Genomic DNA, 15,777 nt, shown 5'->3' on the forward strand with positions numbered 1-15,777 from the left:
AGACCGCCACGGCCGCGCGGTGCTCCAGGAGCAGCACCGTTCCCACCCGATGCGCCGCGACGGTCTCCTCGAACCCCGCGCGGAACCGGGATCGCTCGGCCGAGGAGAGGCCGGCATACTGCGCCCCGGCGCCGGCCACACCGCCCTCGACCGAGACCCACAGGGCGTCCGGATCGGCGGGCCAGGTCCAGGTGTGCTCGCTGACCGCCACCTCCGGGAGTCCGGCCTCGACAAGCATGGCCGCGAAGCCGTCCGCGGTGCGTGCGAAGTCCTCCTCGGCCGGAAGCCTCTCCCCCGCAGACGGCCGCAGCCCCGCGCGTTCGACGACCTCGGTCCAGAACCACGACGAGGAGCGGGTCCAGGTCGTCGCGGCGACCGCTTCCCGTGCGACCCGCCCCAGCTCGCGGGCGGCGGTCCGCGGGGAGGAGACGTGGTTCAGCACGAAGTTCGCCACGACGGCGTCGACGGAACGATCGGCGAACGGCAGCGTCGGCAGGCCGCCGTCGATGATGCGCAGCGTCGGGTGCCGCCGGCGGGCGACGGCGCGCATTGTCGGCTCGGGTTCGCAGGCCGTGACGTTCCACCCCAGGCCGGCGAAGCGGTCCGCGAGGCCACCCTCGCCCGCCCCGACGTCGAGGAGGCTGCGACCCTCCGCTGGTCCGAGGGCTGCGGCGAGGACATCGACCGTGCCCGCGCACAGGGCGGCGTACGAGGCGGCATAGGCTTCCCCGACGCCGTCCCAGGCTTTCACCGCGCGCTGCTCCGGGCAAGCGGCGACAGCGCGACGATCGCGAGGACGAGCACCGAGGCCGCGATGCCGAGCCCGGCGTACTGGAAGTTCGACAGCACGACGCCGGCGAGGACCGACCCGGCGGCGGCTGACAGGCTCATCAGCGAGTCGCTGCGACCCTGCCGCCGCGTGCGGACGTCGGGTGCGGACGCCTCGGTGAGCAGGGCGGCGCCGGCGACCGTGGCGGCGCTCCACCCGAGGCCGAGGAGGATGAGCGCCACCATGACGCCCCACGCCTCGGTGCCCGCGAAGACGGCGAAGGCCAGGGCACCGCCGAGCAGAGCCTGCCCGAGCAGCACCACGCGCAGCCGCCCCCAGCGGTCGGCCAGCACGCCGAACACCGGAGAGAGCGCGTACATGCCGCCGACGTGCAGCGCGATGGTGATCCCGACGAGCGCCGAGACGTCGGCCGGGGTCGCCGCCGCACCGTGGGCGCCGTGCGCCATGTGGGACAGATGCACGGGGGTCATCGCCATGACCGACGCCATCACCACGTGCGACCCCGCGATCGCGAAGATCGCATAGCGGGCCACGCGCGGGCGGTCCGCCACGGCGGCGCTCGTCGCGGCGGCTGCCGCCTGCGCGAGTCGCTGCGCGGCGAGCAGCGGATCCGGGCGGAGGGCGACGAGGTAGAGCGCGAGCGCCGCGCACTGCGCGACGAACGAGAAGACGTACGAGCCGGTCTGCGGTGGCATGCCGATCGCCTGGCCGACGATCTCCCCCGGACCGAGCAGCAGCGGGCCCGCCACGCCGCCGATCGTCGTGGACCACACGACGATCGAGAGGTCGCGCCCACGATGCTGCGGGGCCGCGAGGTCCGTCGCCGCGAACCGGGACTGCAGGTTGCCCGCGTTCCCCGCACCGATCAGCAGGATGCCGACGAGCAGGAGCGGGAAGACGCGCACGGATGCCGCGAGGATCACCACGGCGATGCCGATGAGGGCGAAGAGATTGCCGAGGGTGAGGGCGCGACGCCGCCCGAGCCGTGCAGCCATCCGGGCGAGCGGGATCGCGCAGACCGCGGCGCCCAGGGTCACCGACGCCGTCGCGAGCCCGGACAGCGCGTCGCTGCCGGAGATGTCCGCGGCGAGCAGCGCACCGAGCGACACGGTGGCTCCGAAGGCGATGCCGCCAAGCACCTGCCCCAGCGACAGCACGAGCACGGTGCGGCGCTGGACCGCCTGCTGCTGCATCGCCGTGAGGGCGACCTCGGTCATGACGCGGGAGCGGCGTCGCGCGCGGTGTTGCGGAGGATGCCGAGCCCGGAGATCTCGACCTCGACCGTGTCGCCCGCCTCGAACGTGCCCACGCCGGCGGGGGTCCCCGTCATGACGACGTCGCCCGGAAGGAGCGTGAACACCGCCGAGGCGTACTCGATGATCGCGGCGACCGAGTGGATCATGTCGGTGAGCGGTGCGTGCTGGCGGACCTCGCCGTTCACCCGCGTCTCGATCGTGGCCTGCGCGGGGTCGAAGTCCGTCTCGATCACGGGGCCGAGCGGGCAGAACGTGTCGAAGCCCTTCGCCCGCGACCACTGCCCGTCCTTGCGCTGCAAGTCACGCGCCGTGACATCGTTGCCGATCGTGTAGCCGAGCACATGGTCGAGGGCGTTCTCCGCCTTCACGTTCTTGGCGATGCGTCCGATCACGACCACGAGCTCGCCCTCGTACTCCGTCCGCTCGGACAGCGCGACAGGACGCACGATCGCGTCGTCCGGGCCGATCACGGCGGTGTTCGGCTTGAGGAACAGCAGCGGCTCCTCGGGGGCCACTCCCCCCATCTCGGCGGCGTGGTCGTGGTAGTTCTTCCCGACGCACACGACCTTGGAGCGCGGGATCACGGGCGCGAGCAGCGTGGCCTCGGTCAGCGGGATGCGCGCGCCGGTGGTCTCGTAGCCGGAGAACATCGGGTCTCCGGCGAGGACCACGAGCTCGCGGTCGTCGATGATCCCGTACATAATGGCGTCGTCGTGGCGGAACCGAGCGATCTTCATCCCTCCACCCTAGATCCCCTGCTCCCCCGTCGAGACCCCGCTCTCTCGTCGAGACCCCGGCTCACGTGCGGAGGCGGAGCGGGGTCTCGACGCGACCCCGGGGGCTCGGCAGACCTCAGCCGGGCGGGCGGATGCCGAACGCGGCGAGCCGGCGCCCGAGGTCCTCGGGGGTGCGGATGTGCGGGGAGCCCCAGCGCACCACGCGCCACCCCGTGACCCCGCGGATCTCGTCCTCGCGGTGCTTCTCCGCCATCACCGCATCGGCCGCCGTGGGCGTCGTCCGCAGCTCCGCGTCCCGGTACTTGTCCTCTCCGTCGAACTCCCCGAAGGCCCGCGACCGCGGGAAGCCGAAGTCGGCGAAGTACCGCGCGCCGTCGGAGCCGACGACGGGGATCTGCAGATCGATGTCCCGGAAGCCGAGTCGGTGGAGCTGCAGGCGGCTCACGCTCTCGCCCGGAAGCTGCGCCCGTCCGTCGGCGAAGGCTCCGATCCACCGCGCGCGACGCACGCCCCGGAGCCCCGCCACGCACAGCCGGTCGACCTCGGCCCGCCACGCGGCGACCTCATCGTGGTCGACCTCGTGTCCGTCGATCGAGACCATCCGCAGAGCCGCGTCCCCGGCCGCGACGACGGCCTCCGGGCGCAGCAGCCGGGCGAGGTCGACCACGGTACGGATCAGCGACGTGCACCGGAGCCCGTGCCGCCGGACGATGTCGCCCTCGTCGAGCGCCATCTGGTGTCGGACGACTCCGGCCTCGGTCCTGCTGTGCCGACGGCTGCGGATCGCGGTGTGTACGTCGTCCCGGATCGGGCCCACGAGCGGCAGCCCCCAGAGCGCCGCCGCGGAGAGGTGCGAGAACACCGGACCTCCGCCGGCGCTGGCTCGACGGACGGCGCACACCCGCACGAGCTGCCTTCCCTCGGGCCACAGCTGGTCCCAGACCTCCCCGTCGACGTACGCCCCGCGGTGCACGCGTCGCAGCCTGCCGTGCGCGACCGCCTCCCCCAGCTCCCGTTCCGTGACCCCCGCGTCGAGGACCTCCTCCCGCGACCGCACGAGATCCCAGGCTTCGGAGAACGAGAGGCGCCGCGACATCCCCTCACTCTCCCCCGCAATCTCCCTCCCCCCTCGTTCTCCACACCCCCCCACCTCTCTTCCCCCACTCCCCCCGCGTTGTGCAGGAACCGTCCCAGCGCGCGAGACCCCGGGTACACGCCGAGACCCCGCCTTCCACGCGTCGACACGGCGGGGTGTCGGCGGGAAGACGGGGTCTCGGGGAATCGGATCAGGCGTCGAGGCGGAGCAGCCAGCCGTGCTTGTCCTCGCGGCGCCCGTACTGGATGTCGGTGAGCTCTTCGCGGAGCGACAGCGCGAGCTCGCCCAGCGGCTGCGGCTCGTCGAAGCCCTCACCCACGAGCGCTCCGATCGGGGTCACGACCGCGGCCGTGCCACAGGCGAACACCTCGACGATGTCACCGGAGGCCACGCCCTCACGCCACTCGTCGATAGAGATCGGACGCTTCTCGACCGTGTAGCCGCGGTCCTCGGCGAGCTGCAGCAGCGAGTCGCGCGTGATGCCCTCGAGGATGCTGTCCGACTCGGGCGTGACGACACGACCGTCCTTGAACACGAACACGACGTTCATGCCGCCGAGCTCCTCCACATCGCGGTTCTCGTTGAGGAACACGACCTGGTCGCAGCCCTTCGCACTGGCCTCGGCCTGCGGCAGGAGGCTGGAGGCGTAGTTGCCGCCCGTCTTCGCCTTGCCGGTGCCACCGCGACCCGCGCGGGCGTAGTCCTCGGAGAGCCAGATCCGCACGGGCTTCACGCCTCCCGTGAAGTACGCACCGGCGGGGCTCGCGATCACGTAGTAGGCGACCTTCTGCGCCGCGCGCACGCCGAGGAAGGCCTCCTTGGCGAACATGAACGGCCGCAGGTACAGGCTCTGGTCGGCGCCGGACGGCACCCAGCGGCCGTCGACGGCGATGAGCTCGCGCAGCGACTGGATGAAGTACTCCGTCGGCAGCTCCGGCAGCGCCAGGCGGCGGGCGCTCGCCTGCAGGCGCGCGGCGTTGCGGTCGGGCCGGAAGGTGTGGATCGAACCGTCCGCGTGACGGTAGGCCTTGATGCCCTCGAAGATCTCCTGCGCGTAGTGCAGCACCGACGCCGCCGGGTCGAGCGGGATCGGGCCGTAGGGCTGCACGCGCGGACGGTGCCAGCCGCCCTTGGCCGACCAGCAGATGTCGACCATGTGGTCGGTGAAGACGACCCCGAAACCGGGGTTCTCCAACACTTCGGCGACGCGTGCCGGCGAGGCCGCGTTCAGGTTCTTCGTCACGGCGAACTCCAGGGGAGCTACGCTCGTCTCGGCGTCGATCGTCGTCATGTCGTCATCCAATCCTCGTGGGGTGGGCGCATCCTCGCGCCCTGTCAGCCTACGCCCGCCGTTCAGAGACGGGCAGTGATCGCGGAGCCGATCTCCGCGGTGGCGCGGGCACCGCTGCGGGCGGCGATGTCCGCCTCGACCGCGGCGCTCACACGCGCCGACTCGGCCGTCAGGCCGAGGTGGTCGAGCAGCAGCGCGATGGAGAGGATCGCGGCGGTCGGGTCGGCCTTCTGCTGACCCGCGATGTCCGGAGCCGAGCCGTGCACGGGCTCGAACATCGACGGGAAGGCGCCATCGGGGTTGATGTTCCCCGAGGCGGCGAGGCCGATGCCGCCCGTGACGGCGCCGGCGAGGTCGGTGAGGATGTCACCGAAGAGATTGTCCGTCACGATCACGTCGAAACGCGAGGGATCGGTGACGAGGAAGATGGTGGCGGCGTCGACGTGCAGGTAGTCGACGGCGACGTCGGGGTGCTCGGTGGCGACCTCGTTCACGATACGCTGCCAGATCGCACCGGCGTGCACGAGCACGTTGGTCTTGTGCACGAGCGTGAGCTTCTGACGGCGGCGCTCGGCAAGCGCGAAGGCGTACCGGACGACCCGCTCGACGCCGAACGCCGTGTTCACGGAGGTCTCGTTCGCGACCTCCTGCGGCGTCCCCTTCCGGATCGCTCCGCCGTTGCCGACGTAGGGCCCCTCCGTCCCTTCACGGACCACGACGAAGTCGACCTCGCCCGGGTCGGACAGCGGACCGGGCGCTCCGGCGAAGAGCTTCGAGGGGCGCAGGTTCACATAGTGGTCGAGGGTGAACCGGAGCTTCAGCAGGAGTCCGCGCTCGATGTTCGCGTCCTTCAGGCGCGGGTCGCCCGGCGTGCCGCCGACCGCGCCGAGGAGGATCGCGTCGTGGGCGGAGATCGCGGCGAGGTCGTCGTCGGTGAGCGTGTCGCCGGTTTCGAGGTACCGCCCGGCACCGAGCGAGAAGCGGGTCTTGTCGAACGTCACGGCGCTGTCGGCGGTGACGGCGTCGAGCACCTTCTCCGCCTCGGCGATGACCTCGGGACCGATGCCGTCACCCGGGATGACGGCCAGCTTCACGACACGCGACATGAGACTCCTTGCGCACTGCACGGGGGTGGACCGGCCGCGGCGCGACCGCGGGTCGAACGGGCCGGTCCCCCCAGCGTAGTGGTCAGTGCGTGGGTGCCTTGCGCAGTGTGACGGCCGCGATGACCGCCGCGACGACGACGAGGCCCGCACCGATGAGCGACGTGACCGTGACTCCCGAGCCGAACGCGTCGGCCGCGGCCTGCCACAGGGCGTCGCCGAGCGCGGCCGGGAGCTCGTGGGCGGCCGTATACGCGCCGGCCAGCGTCTCCTGCGCAGCGCGCGCCACGTCCGCCGGAAGCCCCTCGGGCAGCACCAGCGCGCCGCGGTAGAACGCGGTGATGATGCCGCCGAGGATCGCGGTACCCAGCACGGCCCCGAGCTCGTACGCCGTCTCGGACACCGCGCTCGCGGCACCCGCCTTCGCCGCGGGGGCGCTGGAGAGGATGAGCTCGTTCGAGATGGTCTCGGCCGCGCCGATGCCGATGCCGAGGACGACGAAGGCGAGGATGAGCGGTGCCACGCCGTGCTCGTGCGTCGTGAAGGCGACGATGAGGTACCCCGCGACGGAGAACACCAGCGCCGCCGGGATGAGCACGTGCGGCGGCACCCGCCGCGAGATCGGCACCACCGTGAGTCCGGCGACGATCATGGCCGCCATCCCGGGCACGAGAGCGAGGCCGGCGACCATCGGCGAGAGCCCCAGCACGAGCTGCAGGTGCTGCGAGACGAAGTAGAGGAACCCGACGAGGGCCACGACGCTGAGCAGATTCACCAGGATCGCGCCCGAGAACGAGCCGCGGCGGAAGAGCGCCATGTCGAGCATCGGGGTGTCGGCGCGGAGCTGACGGCGCACGAACAGCGTCCCCATCACGAGACCGAGCAGAGCCCATCCCCCGGCGTACAGCGACGGACCGTCGACCGCGAACGACTTGATGGCGTAGACGACCGGGATCATCGCGGCCATCGAGAGGGCGATGCTGAGCGGGTCGATGCGGCCGGGGTTCGGGTCACGGCTCTCCGGCACGAGCAGCGGCGCGGCGATGAGCAGCGGGATGAGGACGGGGACGGCGATGAGGAACACCGAGCCCCACGCGAAGTGCTCGAGGAGGAAGCCCCCGACGATCGGGCCGAGCGCGGATCCGGCGGAGAACGCGGACGCCCAGACCGCGATGGCCATGCGGCGCTGGTCGCGGTTCTGGAAGATCGACCGCAGCAGCGACAGCGTCGACGGCATCAGCATGGCGCCGAAGAACCCGAGCAGGGCACGGGCGGCGATCAGCAGGCCCGCGGTCGGCGCGAAGGCGGCCAGCGCGGACACCACGGCGAATCCGGTGGCGCCGATGAGGAGCAGGCGGCGACGCCCGAAGCGGTCCCCGAGCGTTCCCATGGTCACCAGGAGTCCGGCGAGCACGAGCGGATAGACGTCGATGATCCAGAGCTGCTCGGCCCCGCTCGGCGCGAGCGAGATCGAGATCTCGGGCAGCGCGAAGCTCAGCACCGTGTTGTCCACCGACACCAGCAGCACCGGGAGCATGAGGACGACGAGCGCCGCCCACCCCCGAGCCCCGACGCGGGGAGCTTGCGTCTCTGTCGTCGGGATCGACGCAGTACGGGTCATGGAACACCTTTCCTTCCTGCGGACGACTCGTTACTAAACCGTCCGGCTGGTATAGTAACAGATGCCGCCCTGCCGTTTCCGCTCAGAGGATGACCGATGCCCCGCCCTCCCCTCGCCCGTGAGAAGGTCCTCGACGCCTTCGAGGCGATCCTCATCGACGAGGGCGAACGCGCCGCGACGCTCGAGGCCACGGCGAAGGCCGCCGGCGTGTCGAAGGGCGGCCTGCTCTACCACTTCCGCTCCAAGGACGACCTCGAGGCCGGGCTCCTGGAGCGCCTCGACCATCTGACCACCCTCGATCTGGAGCGCATGCGCACCGCCGACGAAGGTCCCGTCGCGTATTACGTCCGGACCTCGGTGATGGAGGACGACGCCCTCGATCGGGCGCTGATCGCCACGACCCGGCTGGCCCAGGGCGGTTCGACCGCCGCGTCCGACATGCTCCGGGATACCCGGCGCCGCTGGGCGGAGACGATCCGCCCGCACGTCCGTGACACCGCCAGCCTCGACCTCGTGATGCTCGTGAGCGACGGCCTCTACTTCAACAACTCGCTCGACGTGCACGGGCCGGAGCGCCTGGTCCCGCGCAGCGACGAGCTCGCCGATCTCATCGCCCTCGTGCTGCGCGCCACCGCCTGACGCCGGATGAGGCCGCAGATACGGAGAAGGGCGGGAGCATCGCGCTCCCACCCTTCTCCCCCGCTCTGCGGTGTCAGAGCTCGGTGATCTCGATCTGACGGAAGAGGTCGGCGTCGATGGCGCCGCGCACGTCGTCCAGCAGCTCCTCGGAGACGGGCGAGTCGAGCGTCAGCACGCTGAGCGCCTGGTCGCCCGCCGCGAGCCGCGAGATCTGCATGCCGGCGATGTTGATCCCGGCCTCGCCGAACTTCTGCCCGTAGACGGCCACGATGCCGGGGCGGTCGGTGTAGAGCATCACGACGTGGTGCTTCTCGATCGGCAGCTCCAGGGCGTGGTCGTTGATGCCGACGAGCTTCTCGGCCTGCTTCGGTCCGGTCAGCGTGCCCGACACCGAGAGCTGCGACCCGTCGGACAGCGCCCCCGTGAGGGTGATGACGTTCCGGTACTCCTCGCTCACGTCGTCCTTGAGCAGGCGCACCGTGATGCCGCGCTGCTCCGCCAGGAGCGGAGCGTTCACGTACGACACGGTCTCGCTCACGATGTTCGTGAACACGCCCTTGAGGGCGGCGAGCTTGAGCACGCTCACGTCGTAGTCGTTGAGCTCGCCGTGCACCTCGACGTCGAGGCTCGTGAGCGGCGACGTGGCCAGCGCGGCGAAGATCTGGCCGAGCTTCTCCACGAGCGAGATGCCGGGACGCACGTACGGGTCGATGACGCCGCCCGCGACGTTGACCGCATCCGGCACGAGGTCGCCGCCGAGCGCGAGCCGCACCGAGCGCGCGACCGAGACGCCAGCCTTCTCCTGCGCCTCTTCCGTGCTCGCCCCGAGGTGCGGGGTCACGACGACGTTCGGGAGGTCGAGGAGCGCGCGGGCGCTGCCGCCCTCGGCCGGGGGCTCGGAGGTGAAGACGTCCAGGCCGGCGCCGGCGATCTCGCCGGCGACGAGCGCCTCGTGCAGCGCCTCCTCGTCGATGAGTCCACCGCGGGCGACGTTGACGACGAAGGCGGTCGGCTTCATGGCGGCGAACTGCTCGGCGCCGATCATGCCCGTCGTCTCCGGGGTCTTGGGCATGTGGATCGTGAGGAAGTCGGCCTCGGCGACGAGCTCGTCGAGCGAGAGGAGCTGCACGCCGAGCTGCTGGGCGCGCGCGGACGTGACGTAGGGGTCGTAGGCGACCACGCGCATGTCGAAGGCGGCGAGGCGGGCGGCGACGAGAGCGCCGATCCGGCCGAGTCCGACGATCCCGACGGTCTTCTCGAAGAGCTCGGCGCCGGTGAAGGAGCTGCGCTTCCACTGCCCGGCGGACAGCGAGGCGTGCGCGGCCGGGATCCGGCGGGCCAGGCTGAGGATGTGGCCGACCGTGAGCTCGGCGGCGGAGACGATGTTCGACGTCGGGGCGTTGACGACCATGACGCCGGCCGCGGTCGCGGCCTTGATGTCGACGTTGTCGAGGCCGACGCCGGCCCGCGCGACGACCTTGAGCTTCGGCGCGTGCGACAGCGCCTCCTCATCGATGCGGGTGGCGGAGCGGATGAGCACCGCGTCCGACTCCGCGAGGGCGGCGAAGAGCGCCTCGCGATCGGTGCCATCGACGTGGCGGACGTCGAAGTCGGGGCCGAGCGCCTCGATCGTGGCGGGAGAGAGTACTTCGGCGATGAGCACGACAGGCTTCGGCACAGTGGATCCTTCGGGGCAGCGCGACAGGCGGGAGGGGCCGATGCGCCGCACACCGTCGGGGGCGCGATCGCGACAACTCTACCGGAGCGCCGGGACCGCTCCGTGCCGTGTGACGGCGTGACGGATCGGGCTCAGGCGCTGGGCAGCGTCAGACTCAGCGCGAGCAGGCTCATCCAGAACACCGCGACGATCCCGAGTCCGGCGAGGAACGTCAGGGCGAGCTCGCCCACCCGCCGCCGCCGCCCGATCGCGAAGGCGAACCCGAACACGAGGACGGGGAACACCACGCCGAACAGGAGCGTCGCCCATCCGGTGCCGGTGAGGCCGGTCTGGGCCATGGTGATGAGGTGGGCGACCGCGTTCCACACCGCGTAGGCGTAGAAGAGCCCGGCGAGGGCGATGACAGTCCATACGAGCCAGCGCGGCGAGCCGGTCGCCACGGCGGACGGGGACTTCGGAGCGGTCATGAGCCGATCACCCCCACGGTCACGAACGGCCACGGCACGAGCAGCACGACGCCCGCCAGGAGCACAGCGGCGCGGATCCAGGAGGCCCGGCCCCTCGTCAGCACCCACGTCGCGAGGAACCAGAGCGCGGGGGCGGCGATCGCCAGCACGAACCAGGGCAGGAACATGAAATCCGCGACGAGGAACGAGGCGAGCGGCTGCAGCCGGAGACCGCCCGCGATCCAGCCGAGGGTGTAAAGCAGGTAGACGCCGCCGACGACGCCGACGAGGACCAGCATCGCGTTGCTGAGCCCGGAGGGCGCCGCGGTCGTCTCGTCCCCCGACGCCGGTGCGGACGCCGCGGGCGTGACGGCCTCGGCCGGGGTCGGTTCCGGAGCCGGCGTGGTGCGCCGTGCGGCGTCCCGGGGGCGTCGCTCCGCGCTGTCGTCGCCCTCCCAGCTCAGGGCGTCGTCCGAATCGGATGTCATCTCTCCAGCGTAGGACACCGCGGCCACTAGGCTCGGGGATGCCTCGGCGGGGTCGCCGAGCACTTTCGGGGGAAAGGACAAGCATGGCCGAGAACGAGCAGACGTCGTCCGCCGCGCCGCGTCGTTCCGCGACCGGCGCCACGACCGGCGAACCGCCCGCTGGGTGGACGCCGAGCCCGGAGGCGAAAGCCTCCGCGACGCGCTTCCGTATCATCGCCGCCGTCCTCTGGGCGCTCGCGATCGCGGGCGAGGCCGTCGGCATCTTCTGGCTCCTACGCCAGCGTGAGTTCGTCGACGAGGGCGGCGCGCTGCTCCGCGATCCGGACACCGGCCTCCTGGAAGAGCAGGGAGCGAGCGCGCAGTTCCCGCAGTGGGCGTTCATCGCCCTGCTCGTCCTGCTGGTCGTGATCGCCGCGCTGTCGATCATCGGCTCGATCCTGTGGAAGAAGGCCAACACCCTCGACCCGGCGCGGCGCGCGGACAAGACACGGTTCTTCGTCCAGAACCAGCTCGGCGCGATCATCGCGGTCGTCGCCTTCCTCCCCCTGGTCATCCTCATCTTCCTGAACAAGGACATGGACAAAGGACAGAAGGCGACCGCCGGCATCGTCGGCATCGTCCTCGCCGTCCTCGCCGCGATCGTCGGCACGAGCTTCGCCCCGCCGTCCGTCGAGCAGTACACCGCGGACCAGTCCGCCGTGATCCAGCTCCTCGGGGCCGATGAGGTCGTGTGGGTCGACGGCGGCAAGGTCTATCACGTCTGCGACGAGGTGCCCGCGATCCAGACGGGCAGCGAGATCCGCACCGGCACCACCTCCGAGGCCATCGAGGCGGGGAAGATCCGGCTCACCCTGCAGTTCGCGTCCGAGCTGCGCACCTGCGGCCTGGCGGTGCCCGAGAACGCCGACGAGATCACCGAAGCCCTCCGCGCGATCCAGGCCGGCCAGGTCGACACGCCTCTGCCTGCTCCGGTCTGGGCCGACCCGACGGATGCACCGATCCAGATCGAGGACGCCCCCGCCGACGCGGGCTGACGTCAGGAGGCGCCCAGGGCCTCGACGAGACGATCCTCCGCCGAGGCGAGGTGGGCACGCAGCACCGCGGCCGCGCGCTCCGCGTCCCCGGCGGCGACGGCCTCGAGCATCTCCGCGTGCTGCGCGGCAATGAGCTCCGCGTCGAGGAGACGCCGCCCCTGCACCTGCGCCATGCACAGCCGCACCTCATCCAGCACGCTCCGGTACATGCGACTGGTGCGCTCGCTGCCCAGCGCGTCGATGAGGGCCGTGTGGAAACGGAGGTCGGGGTCGACCGTCGCGGGATCGGGGCCCGGTGCCATCGCCTGCAGCTCGGCGTTCGCCGCCACAGCGGCCGCCGGCACGGCGGCGCTCTCCGCCAGTTCGCGCAGCGCCGCGCTCTCCAGCCGGATCCGCGTGCGGTAGACGTCGCGGACGGTCTCCGCTTCGATGCCGACCACGCGCGCCGTGCGATGCGCCGTCCGCACGAGCAGTCCGCTGGCCACCAGCTGCTCGATGGCCGCTTTCGCGCTGGGGCGGGCGACGCCGTAGGCCTGGGAGACCGCCACCTCGGTGAGCGGCTCCCCTGAGCGGATCTCGCCGGAGAGGATCCGGGTACGCAGCTGTCCGGTCACGGCGTCGACCACGCCGACCACGCCGAGAGGGCGCTCCGCGATCGAGGTCATGCGGAACAGTCTAGTGAGCACGCCGTCGTTCAGTACACTTGTCTGACAATCTTCGGCGGAGCAGAGGAGCACCGTGCCCACCACCCTCGACCACCCTCTCGACCCGGCGCTGCTGGGAGCCGAGACGCAGGTCCACGCCCGATCCATCGACCGGTTCGCCCGCGCCCACGACGCCTCGCATTACCTGCTCGTCCCGGACGCGGTGCTCTCCCCCGCGGACGCGGAGGGTGTCGCCCGCGCGTTCACGGCGGTCCGGGCGGCCGGACGCACGCTCACGTTCCGCTCCGGCGGCACCAGCCTCTCCGGACAGGGCATCAGCGGCGACATCCTCGTCGACACGCGCAGCCAATTCCGTGACATCCACATCGAGGACGACGGCGCCGCGGTGCGGGTCGGCCCCGGAGCCACCGTCCGGCAGGTGAACACCCGGCTGGCCCGGTACCGCCGCAAGCTCGGGCCGGATCCGGCCAGCGAGATCGCCTGCACGATCGGCGGCGTCGTCGCCAACAACTCCAGCGGGATGGCCTGCGGCATCACCGAGAACTCATACCAGACGATCACCTCGATGGTCGTCGTGCTCCCCAGCGGGACGGTTCTGGACACCGGACGCGCGGACGCCGCGGACGTGCTCCGCGCCGCGGAACCCGCCCTGTTCGCCGGGCTGTCGTCGCTCCGGGAGCGGTTGCTCGCCTCGCCCGAGAACGTCGCCTTCCTCCGGCAGCAGTTCTCGATGAAGAACACCATGGGCTACGGACTGAACGCCCTGCTCGACTTCGACGACCCGGTGCGGATCCTCGAACACCTCCTCATCGGATCGGAAGGGACCCTCGGCTTCGTCGCGGAGGCCCGTTTCCGCACCATCGAGGTGCGCCCCGCGATCGCCACCGGTCTGCTCGTCTTCGACACGCTGTCGGCGGCGATGACCGCGCTCCCCGCTCTCACCGAGCTCGGCCTCGCGACGATCGAGCTCCTGGACGCCGCCTCACTGCGCGTCGCCCAGGGCCTGAGCGACGTCCCCGCCGCGATCTCCGAGATCGACGTCCGGGGCCACGCCGCGCTGCTCGTCGAGGTGCACGCCGCCGACGACGAATCCCTCGCCGTCGCGAGCGCGACCGCGCAGGCGCACTTCGACGCCCTCCCCCTCGCCGTCACTCCGCGACTGACCACGGATGCGGGAGAGCGCGCCGCGCTGTGGCACGTCCGCAAGGGCCTCTACACGGCGGTCGCCGGAGCGCGGCCGTCCGGCACGACCGCCCTCCTCGAAGACATCGTCGTCCCCGTCCCCCGGCTGCTGGCCACCTGCGAACGCCTGATCGAGCTGTTCGCGGAACACGGCTACGAGGGGTCCGTCATCTTCGGGCACGCGAAGGACGGCAACGTCCACTTCCTGCTGAACGAGCGCTTCGACGACCCCGACAGCGTGGCGCGGTACCGCCGCTTCACGGACGACCTCGTCGAGCTCGTCCTCGCGCAGGAGGGATCCCTCAAGGCCGAGCACGGCACCGGCCGCATCATGGCGCCGTTCGTGCGGCGGCAGTACGGCGACGAGCTCACCGACATGATGTGGGAGATCAAGCGGCTGTTCGATCCGGACGGGATCCTCAACCCGGGTGTCGTGCTGTCCGACGACCCGGACTCCTATCTGCAGGATCTGAAGCGCGTGCCCACGGTCGAGCGCGAGGTGGACCGCTGCGTCGAGTGCGGTTACTGCGAGCCCACGTGCCCGAGCAAGCGCATCACGCTCACACCACGGCAGCGCATCGTGCTGCGGCGGGACATGGCCTGGGCCGAGGAGCAGGGCGACACGGCGCTGCTGCGCGATCTGCGCGCGGACTACGACTACGACGGCGTGCAGACCTGCGCGGTCGACGGCATGTGCGGCGTCGCGTGTCCGGTGGACATCAACACCGGCGACCTCGTCCGCCGCCTCCGCGCCGAGCAGGAGAACGCCGTGGAGGGGGCTGCGTGGGGAACGGCGGCGAAGCACTGGAGCACCGTCACGCGCGCCGGGGGCGTCGCCCTCACGGTCGCGGACGCTCTCCCCGTCCCGCTCGTGCGCGGCGCGACGCGGATCGGACGGGCGGTGCTCGGCGCCGACACCGTGCCCCTCTACGACGGCGGCCTCCCCCGCGGCGGCACTGCTCCGGCGCGACCGGTGTCCCCGCCCAATGCCCAGGCCGTCTTCTTCGGCGCCTGCATCGGCACGATGTTCGGCCCGGAGGACGAGGGCCCCGGCTCCCGCGACGCCCTGCGCGCTCTGCTCGACCGCGCCGGGATCCCCGTCGTGGTCCCGGAGGAGAACGGCGGGCTCTGCTGCGGGACGCCGTGGAAGTCCAAGGGACACCTCGACGGCTATCGCCTCATGTCGGACCGGGTGCTGGCCTCGCTCTGGGACGCCAGCCGCCACGGGGAGCTCCCGGTCGTCTGCGACGCCGCCTCCTGCACCGAGGGCCTCGACGTGATGCTCACCCAGGCCGTCGCCGCCCATCCGGAGTACGCCGGTCTGCGCATCGAGGACGCCACCACGTTCGTCGCGCGGGAGGTGCTGCCGCGCCTCTCCGTCGATGCGAAGCTCCCCTCGATCGCCGTGCACCCGACCTGTTCGACGACCGCGCTCGGCGCCACCGGGGCACTGAGGGCGATCGCTGAGGCCGTCGCCGACGAGGTCTTCGTGCCCGACGGCTGGGGCTGCTGCGCGTTCGCCGGCGACCGAGGAATGCTGCACCCCGAGCTCACCGCGAGCGCGACGGCCCAGGAATCGGCCGAAGTCGCCGCGGCCGATGCGGCCCGCGGCGGCTTCGACGCCTTCGTGTCGGCCAACCGCACGTGCGAGATCGGCATGACCCGCGCCACCGGCCGCCCGTACCGCCACGTGATCGAGGTTCTCGAGGAGCGCACGCGCCCCTAGCCCAGCGACGAAGGGCCCCGTCGGA

General features: G+C 71.6%; 14 protein-coding genes. 3 read left to right on the forward strand and 11 right to left on the reverse strand.

Going from position 1 to position 15,777, the window contains the following annotated elements:
• From CJ226_RS16335 to CJ226_RS16365, 7 genes are all read right to left on the reverse strand, one after another.
• Positions 1-751 (reverse strand): class I SAM-dependent methyltransferase (locus tag CJ226_RS16335; RefSeq protein ID WP_102209841.1); only part of this gene is annotated, 751 nt, incomplete at its 3' end.
• A complete protein-coding gene (locus CJ226_RS16340) occupies positions 748-2,007 on the reverse strand; it encodes an MFS transporter (RefSeq protein WP_062634801.1) in 1,260 nt (419 codons plus the stop codon). The genes CJ226_RS16340 and CJ226_RS16335, both read right to left, overlap by 4 nt.
• Positions 2,004-2,783 carry a fumarylacetoacetate hydrolase family protein gene (locus CJ226_RS16345; RefSeq protein WP_062634803.1) on the reverse strand — a complete coding sequence of 260 codons (780 nt, stop codon included), beginning with the start codon at positions 2,781-2,783 and terminating at the stop codon, positions 2,004-2,006. Before CJ226_RS16345 ends, CJ226_RS16340 begins: the two co-directional genes overlap by 4 nt.
• Before the next feature lie 115 nt (positions 2,784-2,898).
• Positions 2,899-3,879, reverse strand: a complete 981-nt coding sequence (locus CJ226_RS16350; RefSeq protein WP_062634805.1) for a type IV toxin-antitoxin system AbiEi family antitoxin domain-containing protein — start codon at positions 3,877-3,879, stop codon at positions 2,899-2,901.
• A 190-nt stretch (positions 3,880-4,069) separates the two neighbouring features.
• On the reverse strand, positions 4,070-5,170 hold the full coding sequence (locus CJ226_RS16355) for a branched-chain amino acid aminotransferase (RefSeq protein WP_062634807.1): 1,101 nt from the start codon (positions 5,168-5,170) through the stop codon (positions 4,070-4,072).
• A 62-nt stretch (positions 5,171-5,232) separates the two neighbouring features.
• A complete protein-coding gene (locus CJ226_RS16360) occupies positions 5,233-6,276 on the reverse strand; it encodes a 3-isopropylmalate dehydrogenase (protein ID WP_102209842.1) in 1,044 nt (347 codons plus the stop codon).
• An 82-nt stretch (positions 6,277-6,358) separates the two neighbouring features.
• A complete protein-coding gene (locus tag CJ226_RS16365) occupies positions 6,359-7,894 on the reverse strand; it encodes an MFS transporter (RefSeq protein ID WP_102209843.1) in 1,536 nt (511 codons plus the stop codon).
• A 96-nt stretch (positions 7,895-7,990) separates the two neighbouring features.
• On the opposite strand from CJ226_RS16365, the gene CJ226_RS16370 reads away from it, so the two are divergent.
• On the forward strand, positions 7,991-8,533 hold the full coding sequence (locus CJ226_RS16370; RefSeq protein WP_025103284.1) for a TetR/AcrR family transcriptional regulator: 543 nt from the start codon (positions 7,991-7,993) through the stop codon (positions 8,531-8,533).
• A 73-nt stretch (positions 8,534-8,606) separates the two neighbouring features.
• Here the strand turns inward: CJ226_RS16370 and serA are convergent, their stop codons facing one another.
• From serA to CJ226_RS16385, 3 genes are all read right to left on the reverse strand, one after another.
• Positions 8,607-10,211, reverse strand: a complete 1,605-nt coding sequence (gene serA / locus CJ226_RS16375) for a phosphoglycerate dehydrogenase (RefSeq protein ID WP_102209844.1) — start codon at positions 10,209-10,211, stop codon at positions 8,607-8,609.
• Between the two features lie 131 nt (positions 10,212-10,342).
• Complete coding sequence (locus CJ226_RS16380; RefSeq protein WP_062634815.1) at positions 10,343-10,678, reverse strand: hypothetical protein; 336 nt, start codon at positions 10,676-10,678, stop codon at positions 10,343-10,345.
• Positions 10,675-11,145, reverse strand: coding sequence for a hypothetical protein (locus CJ226_RS16385; RefSeq protein ID WP_025103281.1), 471 nt, complete (start codon positions 11,143-11,145; stop codon positions 10,675-10,677). Before CJ226_RS16385 ends, CJ226_RS16380 begins: the two co-directional genes overlap by 4 nt.
• Positions 11,146-11,228: 83 nt before the next feature.
• Between CJ226_RS16385 and CJ226_RS16390 the strand changes: the two genes are divergently transcribed.
• Positions 11,229-12,179, forward strand: a complete 951-nt coding sequence (locus tag CJ226_RS16390) for a hypothetical protein (protein WP_102209845.1) — start codon at positions 11,229-11,231, stop codon at positions 12,177-12,179.
• Between the two features lie 2 nt (positions 12,180-12,181).
• Here the strand turns inward: CJ226_RS16390 and CJ226_RS16395 are convergent, their stop codons facing one another.
• Positions 12,182-12,844 carry a GntR family transcriptional regulator gene (locus tag CJ226_RS16395; RefSeq protein WP_102209846.1) on the reverse strand — a complete coding sequence of 221 codons (663 nt, stop codon included), beginning with the start codon at positions 12,842-12,844 and terminating at the stop codon, positions 12,182-12,184.
• A gap of 73 nt (positions 12,845-12,917) precedes the next feature.
• Here CJ226_RS16395 and CJ226_RS16400 point away from each other — a divergent pair, with 73 nt between their 5' ends.
• Complete coding sequence (locus tag CJ226_RS16400) at positions 12,918-15,752, forward strand: FAD-binding and (Fe-S)-binding domain-containing protein (RefSeq protein WP_102209847.1); 2,835 nt, start codon at positions 12,918-12,920, stop codon at positions 15,750-15,752.
• Positions 15,753-15,777 lie beyond the last annotated feature (25 nt).

Origin of the sequence: Microbacterium sp. UMB0228, assembly GCF_002871415.1 — a bacterium.
Taxonomy (GTDB): domain Bacteria; phylum Actinomycetota; class Actinomycetes; order Actinomycetales; family Microbacteriaceae; genus Microbacterium.